This window comes from Scytonema hofmannii PCC 7110 (assembly GCF_000346485.2).
GTDB lineage: Bacteria > Cyanobacteriota > Cyanobacteriia > Cyanobacteriales > Nostocaceae > Scytonema > Scytonema hofmannii.
Map to the genome: position 1 here is coordinate 6,957,996 of NZ_KQ976354.1, position 16,851 is coordinate 6,974,846.

The following is a 16,851-nucleotide window of genomic DNA, read 5'->3' on the forward strand; positions in this document are numbered from 1 at the left end:
AAGTCAATTTCTGATTCCCGCAGGCGTAGTATACATTAGGGATACTTATAGCAGCCTGGATGGTAAAATGTTGATATTAACTTGATGGAATATAAATACCTTCAACGACTTGTTCTTGACGTTCGCGAAGCGTCCGGGAGGCAATTGCCTTTGGGAAAAACTTTTTGGTTTACTGACAGTAGTTTTGGCTTGATGCACCTGCTCTTTGTCCTGTGTCATCAAAGGATGAGCATTGTCAACAGTCCAAATATTATCTGGAGAAATCGCGGAACTCTCCCGTATAATACTTGGGCTAGCATTGCCCCTAATTACCTGTTCCAAGTAATCAGCTCTACTCATCCCGAAGCATTCAGCAGCGAGGGAGCAATGCAATTTTGTTAGATGAACCCAAATTTCAAGCGATCGCTAATGTATTGAAGTGCGAAATCTTCGCCAAGCGTAGTAGAGCCACATATCTTAACTGTCGCTTCAGGCTTAAAGATGGAAAAACGAATTGGTATAGACGCAGTATATGCCGGAGGTACTACCGGAAGCTTTAAAAGCGGCTCGCAATATTGAAGATAATTCTGCTCGTGCTAAAGCTCTAAGTAAGCTAGCATCTCGTATACCAAGTTTACTACCAGAAGTTTTGGAAGCAGTTCGCAATATTAATCCTAAATAAAAGCCATAAAGAGATAGACCTTTCTCACTTGAGAAGAGATTACCACAGTTTGGCATGAGTGGGATAAGTTCATCGGTTTAAACAAAACCCACTTAATGCATATTTTTATCCCACATTCCGCACCTAGTGATGTCATTAAAGTATTTTCAGCTTTACCGAAAACTTTTGTAACTTGACGAAATCATCAGGGTTTGAGCCGTCGTTTTTGGGACTGACGAGAGCGATCGCTTGCTTCAGCAGAAGAACTGATTTACAACTCTATTGCTCAAAAAGCAGATGATACGGGCATTCTGGCGGATTGTATACAATCCGTCAAATGAACGGATGGTAAAATCTTTTCAGTCTACTGATAGTTATTGGGGCAAGGCGTCTGAAGTGGAAGTTATTGTTGAGTTGAACAGCACGATCGCTCGACGGATTATGTAGGGGTCGTTTACTTGACGCAGCGAGCAATCGGCTTGCTCGAACTTGTACCGAGTTTGAGCTGATGCGTCTGGATCGGGAGCTGCATAAACCACATGTCGTACTCCTGCCCGAATCAAGTTAGTTGTACAATCCCCCATATGTTCGCCCACTCCAGAGGGAGTGCGCTTTCCACATGGCTCTACTGTTGTATATACGATGTCGTCTGGAAGAACTTGGAGGGCATTGAGTTCGATCTGACGCAGAAGTACATATTCGGCATGTCTGCCGTCGTTACAACTAACCCCTTCAGCCACAATGAAACCTTGTCGTACCAAGCACGAACTCACCACTCCACCAGTGTCGTCGGATTGAGCGGCAATGGTGAATAGATGTTCAAATATCTCTTGCTCTATCATAAGAACCACTCTCTCATTGGAAGGTGTTGGTATATTACTACTGTTGACAGTAGTCAGACTAGAGGTTGAGGGTACTGCGATTTTTTAAGTGGTGCGCTTCATCCACGACTAGCAGATCCCAAGTGCGGCTGGTAACGTGGGGGTAGTGTTTGGCAGATTTTGCCGTGTTTAGTGAGGCGATGATTCGGGGGTTATTCGTCCAAAATTCGTCTATAGGTTCTTCACCTGCTATGATTGCCTTTGTGCGATCACTCCCTTAGTTGGGGTAACAGTTGTGTCAAATGTTTTTTCTCTCACCAAAGCACAACAGTCGAGAATTAAACTGTTTTTTTCAAAAAATTAATTATGAGGATTTCTCTGACCAAGGATTAATAATAAAAATTCCGCAGTCTACAAAATCAGAAACATTACGAGTTGCTATAGCTGCGTTACGACAGTAACAAATAGCAGCAATTTGAGCATCAGCTTGAGATATGGGAGTTCCACTAAGTCGTCTTTGGGCTGAAATATTAGCAAAAGCGACAGCAGCAGATTCATCAAATGCAAGAACACGTTCTATAAAATCCTCTGCAAACATTAAAGTAGCGGCACCTTAGAGTTCATATTTACGCTTTCCTTCTGGTAAAATGGCGATGCCATAGAGTATTTCGGCGCTTTGTAATTGTTGTAGTAAACAAACTTGTTACAGGTTGTTGGGCTGCCCAATAAAAGTTCCTAGTAAAAATTTTAGCTAGGAGCGCTCTGCATTTTAGCTACGTGACATTCCGATGTTTATGATAACGATAGCTATCTTGGTTAGTAGTCGATTAAGATAAAGAGGGGTGTAAATTGTTGCTACCTAAACTAAAGTGGTGCTGATTTAACTATAGGGATAAAAAGTTACATGGATACGAATGAGTTAAAGTTCCTACTAAAGTTACTAGGATGTGTTAATTACCGATCTGGTCTTAGCACAAATATCTTCAATTCTTTTAAGGGCAAGGATAAAATTTGTAAAAATTTAGGCGATCGCGAGTTAATAGGCTTTTCCCTTGAAATTGCTTCTGTGAAAATCCTACCCCCTGGTTGTGCTCTCCTAAATACTGATGTAGGTGAGATACCGCTTACACCTAATGAATTGAAGTTGTTAGAGCATATAAATAAGGCTTCTGGAAAAATTTCACCAAGCAAAATCAGTGTCAAATCTGTGAAGTCAGAAGAAAGAGACACTATCTTGCAAGGTTTTCATGAAAAGGGATTGATTGAAGTTGAAACCAAAATAAAAAAGACTAAAGCTGAAGTATGGCTCACTGAACGTGGAATCGAGTATTTGAGAGACGATTACAGTCCTAAGGGATCTGCAAATATTAGCTTGGATCTACTTAATAATTATTTGCGTTTTCTACGTAAATCTTTACATAGTCAAGCTGAGTCGGTTACTACAACAGCACCTACGCCTGGTGAATCACCTGCACTAACTATTATCAATCTCACTGATGAAGAAATCTTACATACTATTCAGAAATTAGATCGGGAACTAGGTACTGATAACTATTTGCCAATCTTCCATCTGCGGCAAAAGTTACAGCCCCCACTATCACGAGATGAATTGGATAAGGTATTGTATCGCTTGCAAGCCAGCGATCAAATTGAGTTAAGTTCATTGCAAGAAGCTAACGCTTATACACCAGAACAGATTGAAACTGGAATTTCACAAAACATTGGTGGTCCACTGTTTTTCCTGAGTGTAACTGAACTTTAGAGATGTTCTTTTTTACTGAATTCTATTTGTTGGCTTTAATGGAGCTACTGTATGAAATCAATTGAGGATATTATCAAACATGAGGTGAACCCTTTTGACCTAATTAATTTAAAACCTGGTAACTTCTGGGGAGAACAAGAAGATCTATCGCTGTTAGTAGAGTCTATACATCGCGAAGCAATAGCAGAAATAGAAGAGCAGCTTGATTTAGTTGGAGCTAACCATCGTAGCAGAACTGTACTACTTTTAGGTGACTCTGGTTCTGGCAAAAGTTTTTTATTAGGAAGACTTAAGCGTACTTTTAACGCTAAAGCCTTTTTTGTTTATATTGGTCCTTGGGCAGATAGTGAACATATTTGGCGTCATATTCTGCGTTACACTGTTGATAGCCTCATGCAAACTCCAGAGGGTAAACAAGAGTCTCAATTAATACTTTGGCTGAAAAGTTTATCTGTTTTTACTAAACGCAGTCTAAAACAACGTATTTTTAACGATAATATCTGGCAAGTATTACAAAGCGATCGGCAGAAATTTATCAAATATCTTCAAGAAAACTACAGACAACAAGGTATCTACAGTTCTGATATTTTTTTTGGTATGTTGCACGATCTTACCGAGCCAGAACTATATCCCATAGCTTGCGAGTGGTTACGAGGAGATGACTTAAGTGAAGAGTCTATGCAAGCGTTAAAGGTAAAGAATTGTATTGATAGCGAAGATGGCGCTAAAAATATATTATCTAATTTCGGTAAAATTTCCTCTGAAACTCAACCAATTGTTCTATGTTTTGATAATTTAGATAATATTCCTCGATTACCAAATGGCTCTCAAGATTTTCAAGCCTTATTTAATGTGAATACAACTATTCATAACGATCGCCTCAAAAACTTTTTAATAATTATTAGTATAATAACGAATACGTGGAAACGCAATACATCTCAAATTCAACAAGCTGACAAAGCTCGTATCGATCAACCAATTCAACTAAAACATATTACATTAGAACAAGCGAAAGCACTTTGGGCTGATCGACTTAACCCACTACATCAACAAGCAAATCCTCAACCTTCTTCAGTCATTTTTCCATTGGAACAGCAATTATTAGTGCAAAATTTTCCTGGTGGTAAAACGACTCCCAGATCTGCAATGCTGTTGGGGCGGCTTGAGTATCGAAAATATAAAATAGCTTTATTAGTGAAAAAACACGCTACTTCTACGAAACCTCCTGTAGCTCCACCACCACCACCGCCTGAAGCTGAATTTCAACTCCTTTGGCAGCAAGAGTATAAAAAAGTTCAGACAAAAATTACAAAAATTACTTTGCTATCAACAACCGAACTTATACGAATGCTACAGGAAGCCTTAGAAGCTTCACAAGTACAAGGAATTAAGCCTAAACTTTTAACTGGCAAATATGCTAGCTATTCTTTAAGTTATCAACATTTTAATAAATGCGATCGCGTAGGAATAGTTTGGACAGAAGACGCAAATATGACTGCTTTCTATAACGTAATGAATGCTTGCCAAAAAGCAGTTCAGAAGAATTCTTGTCAAATTATATATTTAATACGAGATGGCTCTGTAGGAAATACAAAACTTGCTGGGAATCAAATATACAGAGAAGTTTTTACACATACCACTCATCAACATATTCAACCAACGTTAACTTCTGTTCACTATTTAGCAACATACCATAGTTTAGTAAACTCCGCACTCGCTAATGAATTAGTGGTTGCAGGTAAAACAGTTTCTTTAGAAGAATTGCAAGCTCTTATTCGTAATTCTCAAATTTTCCTAAAGTGTCATTTATTACAAAAAATAAATATTCTTTCTATTGAAGACGATGAAGAAAAGGAAAATGGTAAAGAAAATTTCTTGCAAGTAAAAGAATTCTTACTAAATATAGTCAAAATACAGGGTTACATGGGTATATCAACTTTAATTCAACAAGCAGAAAGTAAGTTTCCTACAGTAAAAAAGTCAGAAATTACAAACTTGATAGCACAACTTTCTTACGAACATAAAGTCAAAATTATCAATCCTAAAGCAAATTTACAAGAACAATTAATTTGTCTTGTGGCGAAAATTTAATTAGATGTCAAAACACTGAAGTATTATCTAATGCAATATCTTGTAGAAGTTAATGAAATACGAACGCAAATTGCTAGATTTGCCTTATCTAAAACGCTATGGCTAGATACAGAAATAGCTGATTGGAATACACCATTACCAAGGTTGTCCCTAATTCAAGTCTTATCTGAATCCACAGACTTGACAGGTAACTCAGCTTATATTATTGATGTACTAGACAAACCAGATTTAGCAGTAGATTTTATCAATAAAATTATAATTAATCCTCAAATAGAAAAAGTCTTCCACAATGCTGACTTTGATTTAAAGTATCTGGGAGGAAAACTAGCACCGAACGTGACTTGCACTCTCAAGCTAGCGAGAAAAATCAAACGAGAAGTGTTGCAAGTAACCAACCTACAATTGAAAACACTCGCAGTGGAACTCTGTGGATTCTCTAATGTAGATAAGGAAGAACAAGGTAGCGATTGGGGACAACGTCCTCTTACTCAGAAACAACTGCATTATGCGGCAATGGATACAGTCTATTTGGCTGCTGTCCATCAGCGCTTATTAGAAATATCTAAACCATCTACTACAAGCTATACTTTTGATATGGGTTCTAATGCTTCAAAGAGATCTACAGGACAATCTAAAAATAAATCTTTAACTGCTACTAATATAAGAGTTGCTTTTGAATGTCCCCGGTTGTTTTACCTAAATCAACGCTTTGGGGGAAATACTTTATTTTTACCACCTGATAGTGCTGTTGGTATTGGGAATTTATTTCATCAGTTAGCGGATGAATTTGTGAATTGGATTGTTCGCGAACCACGATGTCAAGACTTGTTTAAACCAGTAGCAAAGCAGTTGCAGGCTGAGGAAGTAGCTTCTCAGTTACAACAAATTTTCTATGAAAAAAAATTTTTCTCTTACCTAGAAGAAGTATCTCACAAGGAGAACAGTCAAGCACAAGCATTGCTAAAAGTATGGCAGGCATTACGAGGTCTGATTAGACACTTTGCCGAATTGCTTGTCACTAATAGGAATTATTGTACAGCAGAAACGGTAATTCATAACACCTTTGTTTTTGAAGAACGAAATCTTGAATCCTACTTTCAGCTTCCAGATGGAACACAGCAACGAGTAGCGGGAAAATTTGATTGCTTGGTCTTCAATTTTAATAAGAAGCGCCTGTGTGTCGTAGAGTTTAAAACTTACCAGCCTGCTGACCCCTCAGCACAATTAGCTCAGGTTGCTTTTTATAGTTATATCCTTTGGGAAAGGAAAAAAATTGGGGTTGATGCAGCAGTTTACTGTGTTGTACCAGAGTTGAAGGAGTATCACTATTCCTGGGAAGAGTTAGAAAATACAGTGCATCAACTGATTCCATATAAATTACAACAAATGCAGCAATGGCTGATTTGGGAACCACCATTACCTAATCCCCCACCCCTCACGACTCAACCTCACCTATGTGAAATTTGTCCGCAGCAGCAAAAATGTCAAAGTTATTTTGTCGAAACATCTAAAGCTGAGGAATCTTTAAACAAACAGCCACAAAAGACAACAGGTCAGCAAGATAAGCCAATCAAAGTGAATGCTGATGTTTTGGGTGCAAAGTTAGTGTCTACCTTGCAATCTTTTGGAATTGGAGTAGATTATCAAGGGGCTGCTGTCGGTCCGGCTTTTATTCGGGTAAAACTCAAACCATATCCCGGCGTGAAAGTTAACGCCTTGCTAAAACTATCAGCTGATTTGCAGGTTCAGTTGGAGTTAGCTAATCCACCTTTGATTTCTCCTCAAGCTGGATATGTCAGTGTTGATTTGCCACGTCCAGATAGGCAAACAGCTCAATTTGAGGATTATATAAAGACGCAAATTTTATCTCCAACAGCACCGGTGAAAATTGCGATTGGGGTTAATTTGGAGGGACAAATCTTAGAAGCTGATTTGTCCGATCCAAATACCTGTCATTTCTTAGTTGGGGGTACGACAGGAAGTGGTAAGAGTGAGTTTTTGCGATCGCTCCTTCTAAGTCTGATCGTTCGTCATTCCCCAGAACACCTAAAGATAGCCCTTGTCGATCCTAAAAGAGTTACCTTCCCTGAGTTTGAGGTGATGCGGTGGTTGCATTCACCAGTTGTTAAAGATAGCGAACGCGCGATCGAACTTATGGATGAATTGGTAGCAGAAATGGAATCGCGTTACCAGCGATTTGAAAAAGCTGGATGTGCCGATCTAAAAACTTACAATCAACGTTCTCGTCAGCTTTTACCTCGTGTTGTCTGCATTTTCGATGAATACGCGGACTTTATGGCAGAAAAAGAATCTCGTGCAGCATTAGAACAAAGCATTAAAAGGTTGGGTGCAATGGCGAGGGCTGCTGGAATTCATTTGATTATTGCCACTCAACGCCCAGAAGCTGGAGTTGTCACTCCCATTATCCGTTCTAATTTACCGGGACGGGTTGCACTCCGAACCGCAAGTGAGGCGGATTCAGCAATTATTTTGGGAGGCAAACAAACAGATGCAGCTCGCTTACTGGGGAAAGGGGATTTGCTTTACTTAGCCAGTTCTCAGTTACAACGTTTACAAAGTCTACTAGCAATAAATATTCAGTTATTCTCAACCTAAAGTTTGTCTGCAAAATTAACTCTTTGGGTTGTGCTCTGTTAGCAAAATTTGAGATATGTAAAGACGTCCCATGGCGTGTCTCTATAAAGAATATTTGTATGGAATTAGTCATCGAATTAATGAAAATTAATTCTAATAAGCGTCAGTGTTATCAACAAGGTTTAAGGGCTATGATGCTTATAAAATCTACGCTTTAGCTGATTCCGTCGTCCCCTCAGCACAAACAATTACTTTCATAATGTGCCTCTTGTGTCGATTTGCTGCATAATATCTTTAAGAGCATTAACTGTAAATAACTGTCGGCGAGGCAAAGAGACCGTCACGCTTTCAGTATTTTGCGTTTCTGGTTGTCCTTTTAATGACATCCAGTAGCCGCAACGCTGCATAAACAGTTCGATTTACTGAAATTAGCTAGCCTAAAGAGGGGTGTTAAGTTCTTCCAACTTCAGCTACAGTGATGCAGATTCAAATACAGGAAAAAATATTTGCATGGATACCAATGAGTTAAAGTTCTTACTAAAGTTACTGGGATGTCCCAATTACCGTTCTAGCCTTAACACTAACACCTTTCAGTCTTTCAACGGAAAGGAAAAAATTTGTCAAAGTTTAAGCGATCGCAAGTTAATAGACTTTTCTCGTGAAATTGCTTCTATTAAAATCCTACCCGCAGGTGATGATCTCATAAAAACGGAGACAGAGCAACTAGCAATAACACCTAAGGAATTGAAGGTATTGAAAAAAATAAGTAATGCTTCCGAAACAATCACACCAAGCAAAATTAACATCAAATCTCTCAAGTCAGAACAGCGAGACGCTATCTTGCAAAGCTTATGTGAAAAGGGGCTTATTGAAGTTGAAACAAAAATAAAAAAGACCAACGCTGAGGTATGGCTAACCGAAGAAGGAAGTGAGTATTTGCGGGATCGTTACATCCCTGAGGGGGTTGCAATCATTAGCTTGGATTTGTTGACAAATTACCTGCTCTTTATCAGGAAATTCCTCCCCAGTCAGCCAGAACCATTATCTACTTCAGAACCTACCAATGGCGGCTCTGCTGTTGCAACGATTGTCAACCTTACTGATAAGGAAATTGTACACACTATATAACAACTATCGCTACATTCGGTCTGATACTTAGCCGATAAATTAGTTTGCTCAGATACCCGACTTCTTAAAAAAGTCGGGTATCTTGCAGTTACTCATAATTAATGCGATGAACCACTACATTATTACTTTTACTCTTCGTCTTTTTGAGGTTTCTCGCTAGGGCGCTCAAGAGCTGGAGGATAATCAACAAATTCTTGAGTTCTGGTTGTCTCAGTTGTTAAAACGCCTTCTTGCAAAATATCTTCAGGGTCTGATGATTTATCAGCAGCTGATAAGTTAATTTGACCGCTTGCATTGACGTTGGGTTTGTCAGAAGTTCCTTTGTGATTGGCATGACCACTAGGCATAGTTTTTTCCTCAATCTATAAATATATCATCAGCCTAAACTTACTTGTTATGCAGAATACACTGTCACAAGTCTTAAACTTTATTAAATCGTTCGCTTAACTTTGGGGGGATTTCACCAGTACAAACCCCATCAACCATCAATACTGCAAGAGATTACAATAATTGAGGTGTCAGAACCCCGGTTTCTTAAAGAAACCGGGGTTCTAATTTTTGCCGATCCAAGTAGTATTGCATTAACCATCCTGTCAGGTGATGTTGCGGAAAAACTATAAGCGCTATCTTAAAAATCAGGGGAGTTCTTTAAAGTAAACGTCTCCCTTTAGTTTGTGTTCGCTGCTTGTAAGGCTTCCAACGGAGGTCAGAATGAAAAAAATTATTATTGCCAGTCTATTAGCTTTAGCCACCACAACTGGATTTTTACTTAACAATGAATCGGCTCAAGCAAACCACGGACGCTATTATCGCTATCCCCGGTACAGACAGCGAATCAGCTACTGCTACCCTGTCACTCAATGGCATATAGACGAAGACCCTAGTTATCATCCTCAAGCTTATGCTGATGGTTATCGCCAAGGACAACACAGTTCTAGAAAAGGCAATGAGTATAAACCTCGTACTGCTGGAGGTGAATTTGGGCGCGGTTTTGATGACGGTTATTACGGAAGGGAATTTAAAGGTCAGAGAAATGTGGTTCCTAATACGGTTTTGCCATACACAACAACACAATGCAGTTGGTGGTAAGTAATACCATTTTGGACTTTAGATGCGTGGATTTTGGAATCAAGTTCTCACGCTAACACCATCCGTATCTTTTATGGGACTTCCAAATAAAAAAATATCCCAAAATTTCTTGTGGTGCGGGCGTCCCCGCCCGCCACTAGCATAGGACGGGCGAGGACGCCCATCCCACAATCACCGGATAATTTATTTCTTGGAAGTCCCTATACAGATGGAAATTACTGGTGTAGCGATCGCTATTTTTCATAAGTTACTTTTTTAACAATTTAATATAATATAAATACGGTTGACAAAGCCAGATTCCCAGAAAAACCATGTATCTCAGTTAAAATTAACCCCAGAGATAGATCAAATCAGGGACAAAAATGACATCAGAGACAGAAGAATTCACACTGCTAAGCTCCATACAATAGTGCCAACCTTAAATAAATCGGAGTGCAGTTATGGCTAATCCAGAGAACGAAAAAGTAACAAACAACGAACCTCAAGCACCCAACGCTTCCGGTGGATATCAAACTCCTCTTGACGAAGAAATACGCCTCACTGGTACGGCTGAGAAAAGCAAAGGTAAACCATCTGCTGTACCTGAATCTGGAAGCAGCGACCAATTGACTGAAGGTGGTGGCAATCAGGGTACTGAAAAGCGTTAGTTTCAACTGCTAGGGCTAGCTGTGTTGAGTGATTATAAGGTGGAAAGATATGATGAGATCGTCATTATCTTCCATCTATTTTTTTGTAACCCAAACTGTCACTTTTTACCGCCTTTTGAGACAATAGACATCCTTGTTTGAGAACGTCCAAAAAAGCAAAGACTCTTTTTGGTAATATGGCATCGGCTAGAATAATCACTCCAATAATTCGCTCTAGAGGAACTGGCAAACTCCTAACTTGTATCTCTTGTGGTATGGGTTCGGCGGTGAGTCGAGCCATCACAGTCGCCCCTAGTCCCTGCTTCACCATACTGAGAACTGTTGAATCTTCCCTAACTTTGCGGTCAACTTTCAGCGTTTGACCAAATTGTAAAAAATGCTCTTGGATGACTTTGTTATGTTGTGGACTCCGCAGATTGACAATCATTGGATACTCTGCTAGCTGTTCCCAACTGAGTGGTACATTAGAAGCAAGCACTCCTGGTGACAGCAGCGCCACAAACTCGTCTCGAAATAATTCCCAAGCCTCAAACTGTTTTCCTGTTGGAAGCAAAGTAAAACCTACTTCTGCTTGACCTTGTTGTAATGCTTGTTCTACTTCCGCATACCTGTCATATTCGGTAATGACAACGCCCATCATGGGATACTTCTCGCGAAAACGAGCGATGACTTTTGGGAGCACGTGGGTTGCGATACTCCGAACGCAAGCAACTCGCACTTGTCCGCTTTGTAATCCTTTTTCTCGTTCGGCTTTTTCGAGGACGTTCCCCAACAAACGTAAAATTTGTTGTGCTTCCTCAAAAATGGTCTCTCCAATTGGCGTTAACGTCGCACCGTGACGCCCTCGCAGCACGAGGATAACTCCTAGTTCTTCTTCCAATGTCGCGATCGCATAACTTACTGTTGATTGAGATAAACCTAACTCCAAAGCAGCTTCGCTAAAACTTTTGCGATCGCCAACAGCCACCAAAGCACGTAGCTGAGAGATTTTTAGATTACAGTCGTTGATTTTGTCCATCAAACTCAAGAAAGCATTCTATCTATCGATTCTATCGATAGAAGGTATCGAGGAGATCGTTTGTTTTTTAATTCAGTCATAAATAAACTGTTTATTATTGGTAAAGAAATTCAAACAATGTCTTCATTATTTTCTCTCACGCTTTGCTTTGTGATTTTATTGGTTAGCGTGACTAAAGGATATTTTGTTGCTTATTCTCTCGGTCTATCTTTAGTCATACTGCTGGTCACCTTTACTTACCAAGGCTTTCCTTTCGCAAGCCTGTTAAAAATGGGTTATATCAGCAGTCAAAAAGCTTTTTCCATCATCACAATTTTATTACTTATAGGAGTTGTCACATCAATTTGGATGGCATCTGGAACAATTCCAGCATTGGTTTATTATGGAACTCAATTCATCAATCCTCAATACTTTATTCTTTCAGCCTTTCTTCTTACCTGTATTATTTCCGTACTTCTAGGGACTTCCTTTGGGACTGTCAGCACTGTAGGTGTCGCACTCATGATTATGGCAAAAGAAGGAAACATCGATCCTCACATTATTGCTGGAGCTATTATTGCAGGAGCCTATTTTGGAGACAGATGTTCCCCTATGTCTTCTAGCGCTCATTTGATTGCAAGTCTTACCAAAACCAATCTATATAAAAACCTCGCATATCTCATGACGACTGCTTGGTTTCCATTCATCGCTTCTACCATAGTTTACTTTTTTCTTTCCCTTGGCAATCCCATTCAAGCTACGAGTCATAATTTGCTGGCAGAAATTCCTCAAATCTTTGACATCAACTTTCTAGTCTTGTGTCCTGCTCTTGCTGTTTTCTTCCTTTGTCTCATGAAGATAGAGGTGAAAGTTACGCTGGCGATTAGTATTGCGATCGCATTATTTCTAGGAATCTTTGTTCAAAATTATTCCTGGTTACAAATGTTTCAAGTTATTGTCTTTGGATTTCATTTACATTCACAAACTCAACTTGCTGAAGCTCTCACTGGAGGAGGCATTGTATCAATGCTGAGAGTTTCATTAGTTGTCATTATTTCCACATTTCTTGTAGGAATTATCGTTGGGACAAAGACACTAGCATCTGTAGAAAAACTCTTCAGAAGAATTTCTTCTAAAAGTGGCTTGTTTCTCAGCACTATTGCAGTTGGGTTGGTATCTGCTGCTTTTGGTTGTACTCAAACACTTGCTATTCTCATGACTTATCAACTTATGAAAGACAAGTACGAGCAGGAAAAAATGAGCCATTATCAACTTGCGATCGATATTGAAAATACTGCTGTTGTGCTTGCACCTCTTGTTCCCTGGAATATTGCTGGTTTAGTTCCGGCGACTGTTTTAATGACTGATTCGGGATTTATTCCTTATGCGGTTTATTTGTATCTGATTCCTGTTTTTAATTGGATTGGGTTTAAGTTTGTTGAGTTGAGGATGCAACGTAAGTTTGAATAGAGATTATTTATTTTTATGAACCGCAAAGACGCAAAGAGCACGAAGAGAAGAGAGAGGAACAATATATGAATGAGCAACAGATTTTAATTAGACACGCGACAACAGATGATATATCGACTATTATGGAGCTTATTTTACTGAAGGCTGAGTTTGATGGATGTCTCGATTCTTTGGAAGCAACGCCTCAGAAACTAGAAGATACAATATTTTGTCAGAATCCTCTTGCTTTTATTTTGTTGGCTGAGATTGATGAAAATGCAATTGGATTTGCAAGCTATCACCGAATCTACTCTACCTTTCTTGCTAAGCCTGGAATTTGGTTGGACGATCTATACATTAAAGCTGAATACCGCCATTGTGGAGTTGGGACAGCATTGATAAATCATTTGTGTCGAATAAATGAAAATATGGGAGGTGCAAGAATTGATTGGATAGTTAGAGCCAATAATTTGCCAGCAGTCAAGTTTTACGAAAAAATGGGGGCGAAAATTATCGAACGAGTCAGGTTGTGTCGTTTGGAAAGAGAGGCGATCGCAACTACAGCAAATGAATTAAGTTATCAAGGCAGAATAGAATAAGATTACACACCTTGGAAGGTGCGCTAGGATTTTACAGAAAGCTGCAAGTGGGATACGTACACAAAACGGAGTAAAACAATGCAAAATATAAAATTACGTTCGCGTGTCGGAAAAGATGGAGTATTACACCTTGATATTCCAGTAGAAATGACAGATACAGAAATCGAGGTGACAGTAACAATTCATAGAGTTATACCACAACAACGAGGCTGGATGCCTGGTTTTTTTGAAGAAGTCATTGGCGGTTGGGTGGGAGAACCGCTACAAAGACCAGAACAAGGAGAGTATGAGACAAGGGAGCAGCTATTTTGACTTATCTTCTTGACTCAAATGTTTGCATTCGCTTAATAAATAATAGCAGTTCTACAGTAACAACTCGACTTGCAGCCCAACAGCCAGAGGATATTTATGTTTCCACAATTACCCAATTAGAACTTTATTATGGGGCGTATCGTAGCGCCCAACAGGAAAGAAATTTAGAAATATTACAACGCTTTTTTAATCAGTTTACTATTATATCTTTAGACCCACAAGCCGCAAGGGTAGCTGGGAGAATTCGGGCTGAATTAGCTGCTACGGGTACGCCAATTGGTCCCAATGATTTGCAAATTGCGGCAATTGCTTTGGCGAATAATTTAATATTAGTTACGCATAATGTCCGTGAATTTAATAGAGTGAATGGGTTGCAGATTGAGGATTGGGAGGAAGAGGCTTAATGCCTAAGAGACTTTCAATTAAAAAATCATAGCATCGTAAGGGCGCAATGCCTTGCGCCCCTACATTTTAATTTTGGATTTCTCCTAATCTTGCACCATTGTTTTATTGCAAAAATCACGAACCCGATTAAAATTCAGCGCTTTCAGGTGTGCGTGGGAAGGGGATGACATCTCTGATATTGCCCATCCCCGTCATAAATTGCACGAGTCTTTCAAAACCAAGCCCAAAACCCGCGTGTGGAACAGTACCAAAGCGGCGCAAATCTAGATACCACCACAAATCCTCTGGCTTCATCCCTTGAGCAAGTATGCGACGTTCTAAAATTTCTAAGCGTTCTTCCCTTTGGGAACCACCAATGATTTCACCAATTTTGGGTGCAAGAATGTCCATTGCGGCTACGGTTTTTTCATCATCGTCCAAGCGCATATAGAAAGCTTTGATTTGCACTGGGTAATTGGTGACGATGGTTGGCTTTTTGAACAGATGTTCGGCTAAGTAACGCTCGTGTTCTGATTGTAAATCCAGTCCCCAACTGACTGGATAATCAAATTTAACGTCAGCTTTCTCTAATAGTTTGATAGCTTCTGTATAAGTTACACGCTCAAATTCATTATTAATAATGTTATCTGCCGTTGCTATAACAGTGTTATCAATGCGTTGGTTAAAAAATTCCATATCTTCGGCGCAGGTTTTCATCACATATTTGAATATGTGCTTGAGAAATGCTTCTGCTAAATCCATATCTCCTTTGAGATCGCAGAATGCCATCTCTGGTTCTACCATCCAAAATTCTGCAAGGTGACGGGATGTGTTGGAATTTTCTGCACGGAAGGTAGGACCAAAGGTATAGACGTTTGTAAACGCCGTCGCCATCACTTCGGCTTGTAGCTGTCCGCTTACTGTTAAGTATGTTGGCTTACCAAAAAAGTCTTTACTGTAATCTACAGCTTTGGTTTCCTTTCGAGGCACATCTTTTAAATCTAAACTGGTGACGCTGAACAGTTCACCTGCACCTTCACAATCATTGGCGGTGATGATGGGTGTGTGTATCCACAAAAAACCACGTTCTTGGAAGAATTGGTGAATGGCTGTAGCGCATGCATTTCTGACTCGGAAAACTGCACCAAAGGAATTGGTTCGCGATCGCAAGTGTCCGATGCTTCTGAGAAACTCAAAGGAATGACGTTTCTTTTGCAGGGGATATGTATCGGGATCGGCTCCTCCGTATACTGTAACCTGATTAGCTTTTAACTCTACGCGCTGCCCTTTTCCTTGGGAAGCAACCAATACTCCTGCAATTTCTACTGACGCACCTGTGTTGATCTGTTTCAAAATACTGTCGTAGTCTGGCAAATCTTCATTGATTACGACTTGCAAACTAGCCAAGGATGAGCCGTCATTAACTTCAATAAAAGCAAAACCTTTTAATTCCCGTTTTGTCCGAACCCAGCCTTGAACTACCAAAGATTCATCAGGTTGACCATTTCGCAATACTTCTGTAATCCGTTGCTTGACCATATCTTCCAACAAATTTACTTTAATAACCAGCCTATGATAACGCCCAATCCCCCAAAGCGAACTGCCATCCAGAAAGGTTCTTTTAAATTTTTCCAAGAGAATAACTTGCTTTCCAATCTGAGTTCTAGTTCTTCTAGTTGCTGTTGAATTTGCCTTAACTCCGTTTTCATTCCGGGCTGTTTGCTCTGATGCAATTCGTCAAGGTGCTGTTGCAATTCTTGTTGATGCGATCGATCTGCTTGCACTTGATTGTAACGTTCTTTGAATGCAGCAAGTGCTTGCTCCACTTCCAAGAGTTGCTCTTCCAATTCTGGTTCTGAATTTTCCCCATCCGTTGGCGGTTCAGATGGTTTTTGATACGGTTTCATATATAAGTATTAGGCTATTATTATATGTGATTCTGCCAACACTCAGGCTAAATTTGTCTATAATAACTCACTCGAGCACTTATATCATGTCTCCATCAACCCAGATCCCCAAAACTAATGACCTGAGTCAATTTAGTACTTTAGAATTAGCCCAAGCCCTTATGGAGAGGCTGAGTATTTCGCCTAACGATTGGCATCGCCTTAAGTCTAACCGCAAAGTTCGTGCTGGCGAACAAGCCGCAGCCGCTCTCGTCTTTCTCCTCAAAGACAACCCTGAGGAAGCTTTGCAAAAACTCCAACAAGCAAGCGGTTGGTTGGATAAATCTCTTTCAGCTCCACCTTGTCCAACTCATGGGAATGGAGGGAGTAGGGAGTAGGGAGTAGGGAGTAGGGAATGAAGCAAAAAACTATCCCCACTCCCCACTCACCA

General features: G+C 39.8%; 19 protein-coding genes and 1 pseudogene. 12 read left to right on the top strand and 8 right to left on the bottom strand.

The features are described from left to right. Window positions 1-45: 45 nt before the first annotated feature. A complete protein-coding gene (locus WA1_RS29025) occupies window positions 46-339 on the bottom strand; it encodes a hypothetical protein (protein ID WP_017747090.1) in 294 nt (97 codons plus the stop codon). 172 nt (window positions 340-511) lie between these two features. On the opposite strand from WA1_RS29025, the gene WA1_RS57355 reads away from it, so the two are divergent. Then, window positions 512-661 (top strand): hypothetical protein, encoded by a 150-nt coding sequence (locus WA1_RS57355; RefSeq protein WP_017747089.1) that lies wholly within the window; start codon window positions 512-514, stop codon window positions 659-661. A 353-nt stretch (window positions 662-1,014) separates the two neighbouring features. On the opposite strand, the gene WA1_RS29030 is transcribed toward WA1_RS57355, so the two are convergent. Continuing rightward, window positions 1,015-1,482: a hypothetical protein gene (locus WA1_RS29030; RefSeq protein WP_017747088.1), complete on the bottom strand. Its 468-nt coding sequence runs from the start codon at window positions 1,480-1,482 to the stop codon at window positions 1,015-1,017. A gap of 343 nt (window positions 1,483-1,825) precedes the next feature. Further along, window positions 1,826-2,207, bottom strand: a pseudogene (locus WA1_RS61850) (PIN domain-containing protein). Between the two features lie 158 nt (window positions 2,208-2,365). On the opposite strand from WA1_RS61850, the gene WA1_RS29040 reads away from it, so the two are divergent. From WA1_RS29040 to WA1_RS29050, 3 genes are read left to right on the top strand one after another with little or no spacing between them, the layout of a single operon-like run. After that, window positions 2,366-3,223: a hypothetical protein gene (locus WA1_RS29040; protein WP_017747086.1), complete on the top strand. Its 858-nt coding sequence runs from the start codon at window positions 2,366-2,368 to the stop codon at window positions 3,221-3,223. Between the two features lie 51 nt (window positions 3,224-3,274). Beyond that, a complete protein-coding gene (locus tag WA1_RS29045; protein WP_017747085.1) occupies window positions 3,275-5,314 on the top strand; it encodes an ATP-binding protein in 2,040 nt (679 codons plus the stop codon). Window positions 5,315-5,344: 30 nt separating this feature from the next. After that, window positions 5,345-7,930: a DNA translocase FtsK gene (locus WA1_RS29050; RefSeq protein ID WP_017747084.1), complete on the top strand. Its 2,586-nt coding sequence runs from the start codon at window positions 5,345-5,347 to the stop codon at window positions 7,928-7,930. 233 nt (window positions 7,931-8,163) lie between these two features. Here WA1_RS29050 and WA1_RS53410 read toward each other — a convergent pair whose 3' ends face one another. After that, a complete protein-coding gene (locus WA1_RS53410) occupies window positions 8,164-8,316 on the bottom strand; it encodes a DUF4365 domain-containing protein (protein WP_017747083.1) in 153 nt (50 codons plus the stop codon). A gap of 103 nt (window positions 8,317-8,419) precedes the next feature. On the opposite strand from WA1_RS53410, the gene WA1_RS29055 reads away from it, so the two are divergent. Continuing rightward, window positions 8,420-9,037 carry a hypothetical protein gene (locus tag WA1_RS29055; protein WP_017747082.1) on the top strand — a complete coding sequence of 206 codons (618 nt, stop codon included), beginning with the start codon at window positions 8,420-8,422 and terminating at the stop codon, window positions 9,035-9,037. A gap of 128 nt (window positions 9,038-9,165) precedes the next feature. Here WA1_RS29055 and WA1_RS29060 read toward each other — a convergent pair whose 3' ends face one another. Next, window positions 9,166-9,384: a hypothetical protein gene (locus tag WA1_RS29060; protein WP_017747081.1), complete on the bottom strand. Its 219-nt coding sequence runs from the start codon at window positions 9,382-9,384 to the stop codon at window positions 9,166-9,168. A 364-nt stretch (window positions 9,385-9,748) separates the two neighbouring features. Between WA1_RS29060 and WA1_RS29065 the strand changes: the two genes are divergently transcribed. Both WA1_RS29065 and WA1_RS29070 read left to right on the top strand, forming a co-directional pair. After that, complete coding sequence (locus WA1_RS29065; RefSeq protein ID WP_017747080.1) at window positions 9,749-10,126, top strand: hypothetical protein; 378 nt, start codon at window positions 9,749-9,751, stop codon at window positions 10,124-10,126. Window positions 10,127-10,566: 440 nt separating this feature from the next. Then, window positions 10,567-10,773: a hypothetical protein gene (locus WA1_RS29070; RefSeq protein ID WP_017747079.1), complete on the top strand. Its 207-nt coding sequence runs from the start codon at window positions 10,567-10,569 to the stop codon at window positions 10,771-10,773. A 64-nt stretch (window positions 10,774-10,837) separates the two neighbouring features. Here WA1_RS29070 and WA1_RS29075 read toward each other — a convergent pair whose 3' ends face one another. After that, on the bottom strand, window positions 10,838-11,791 hold the full coding sequence (locus WA1_RS29075; protein ID WP_017747078.1) for a LysR family transcriptional regulator: 954 nt from the start codon (window positions 11,789-11,791) through the stop codon (window positions 10,838-10,840). Between the two features lie 60 nt (window positions 11,792-11,851). On the opposite strand from WA1_RS29075, the gene WA1_RS29080 reads away from it, so the two are divergent. The 4 genes from WA1_RS29080 (at window position 11,852) to vapC (ending at window position 14,534) form a co-directional block, all read left to right on the top strand. Further along, entirely contained in the window at window positions 11,852-13,240 is a 1,389-nt protein-coding gene (locus WA1_RS29080) for a Na+/H+ antiporter NhaC family protein (RefSeq protein WP_017747077.1), read from the top strand. A 65-nt stretch (window positions 13,241-13,305) separates the two neighbouring features. Next, window positions 13,306-13,818 carry a GNAT family N-acetyltransferase gene (locus tag WA1_RS29085; protein WP_017747076.1) on the top strand — a complete coding sequence of 171 codons (513 nt, stop codon included), beginning with the start codon at window positions 13,306-13,308 and terminating at the stop codon, window positions 13,816-13,818. A gap of 78 nt (window positions 13,819-13,896) precedes the next feature. Beyond that, entirely contained in the window at window positions 13,897-14,130 is a 234-nt protein-coding gene (locus WA1_RS29090; RefSeq protein WP_017747075.1) for a hypothetical protein, read from the top strand. Beyond that, the gene (vapC, locus tag WA1_RS29095) at window positions 14,127-14,534 is read left to right on the top strand and encodes a type II toxin-antitoxin system tRNA(fMet)-specific endonuclease VapC (protein ID WP_017747074.1); all 408 of its coding nucleotides are present in this window, start codon (window positions 14,127-14,129) and stop codon (window positions 14,532-14,534) included. Before WA1_RS29090 ends, vapC begins: the two co-directional genes overlap by 4 nt. 127 nt (window positions 14,535-14,661) lie before the next feature. Here vapC and asnS read toward each other — a convergent pair whose 3' ends face one another. Then, window positions 14,662-16,053: an asparagine--tRNA ligase gene (gene asnS, locus WA1_RS29100; RefSeq protein WP_017747073.1), complete on the bottom strand. Its 1,392-nt coding sequence runs from the start codon at window positions 16,051-16,053 to the stop codon at window positions 14,662-14,664. 14 nt (window positions 16,054-16,067) lie between these two features. Beyond that, window positions 16,068-16,421 (bottom strand): sll0565 family protein, encoded by a 354-nt coding sequence (locus WA1_RS29105; RefSeq protein WP_017747072.1) that lies wholly within the window; start codon window positions 16,419-16,421, stop codon window positions 16,068-16,070. Between the two features lie 86 nt (window positions 16,422-16,507). Between WA1_RS29105 and WA1_RS29110 the strand changes: the two genes are divergently transcribed. Further along, window positions 16,508-16,798, top strand: coding sequence for a DUF6439 family protein (locus WA1_RS29110; protein ID WP_017747071.1), 291 nt, complete (start codon window positions 16,508-16,510; stop codon window positions 16,796-16,798). Window positions 16,799-16,851 lie beyond the last annotated feature (53 nt).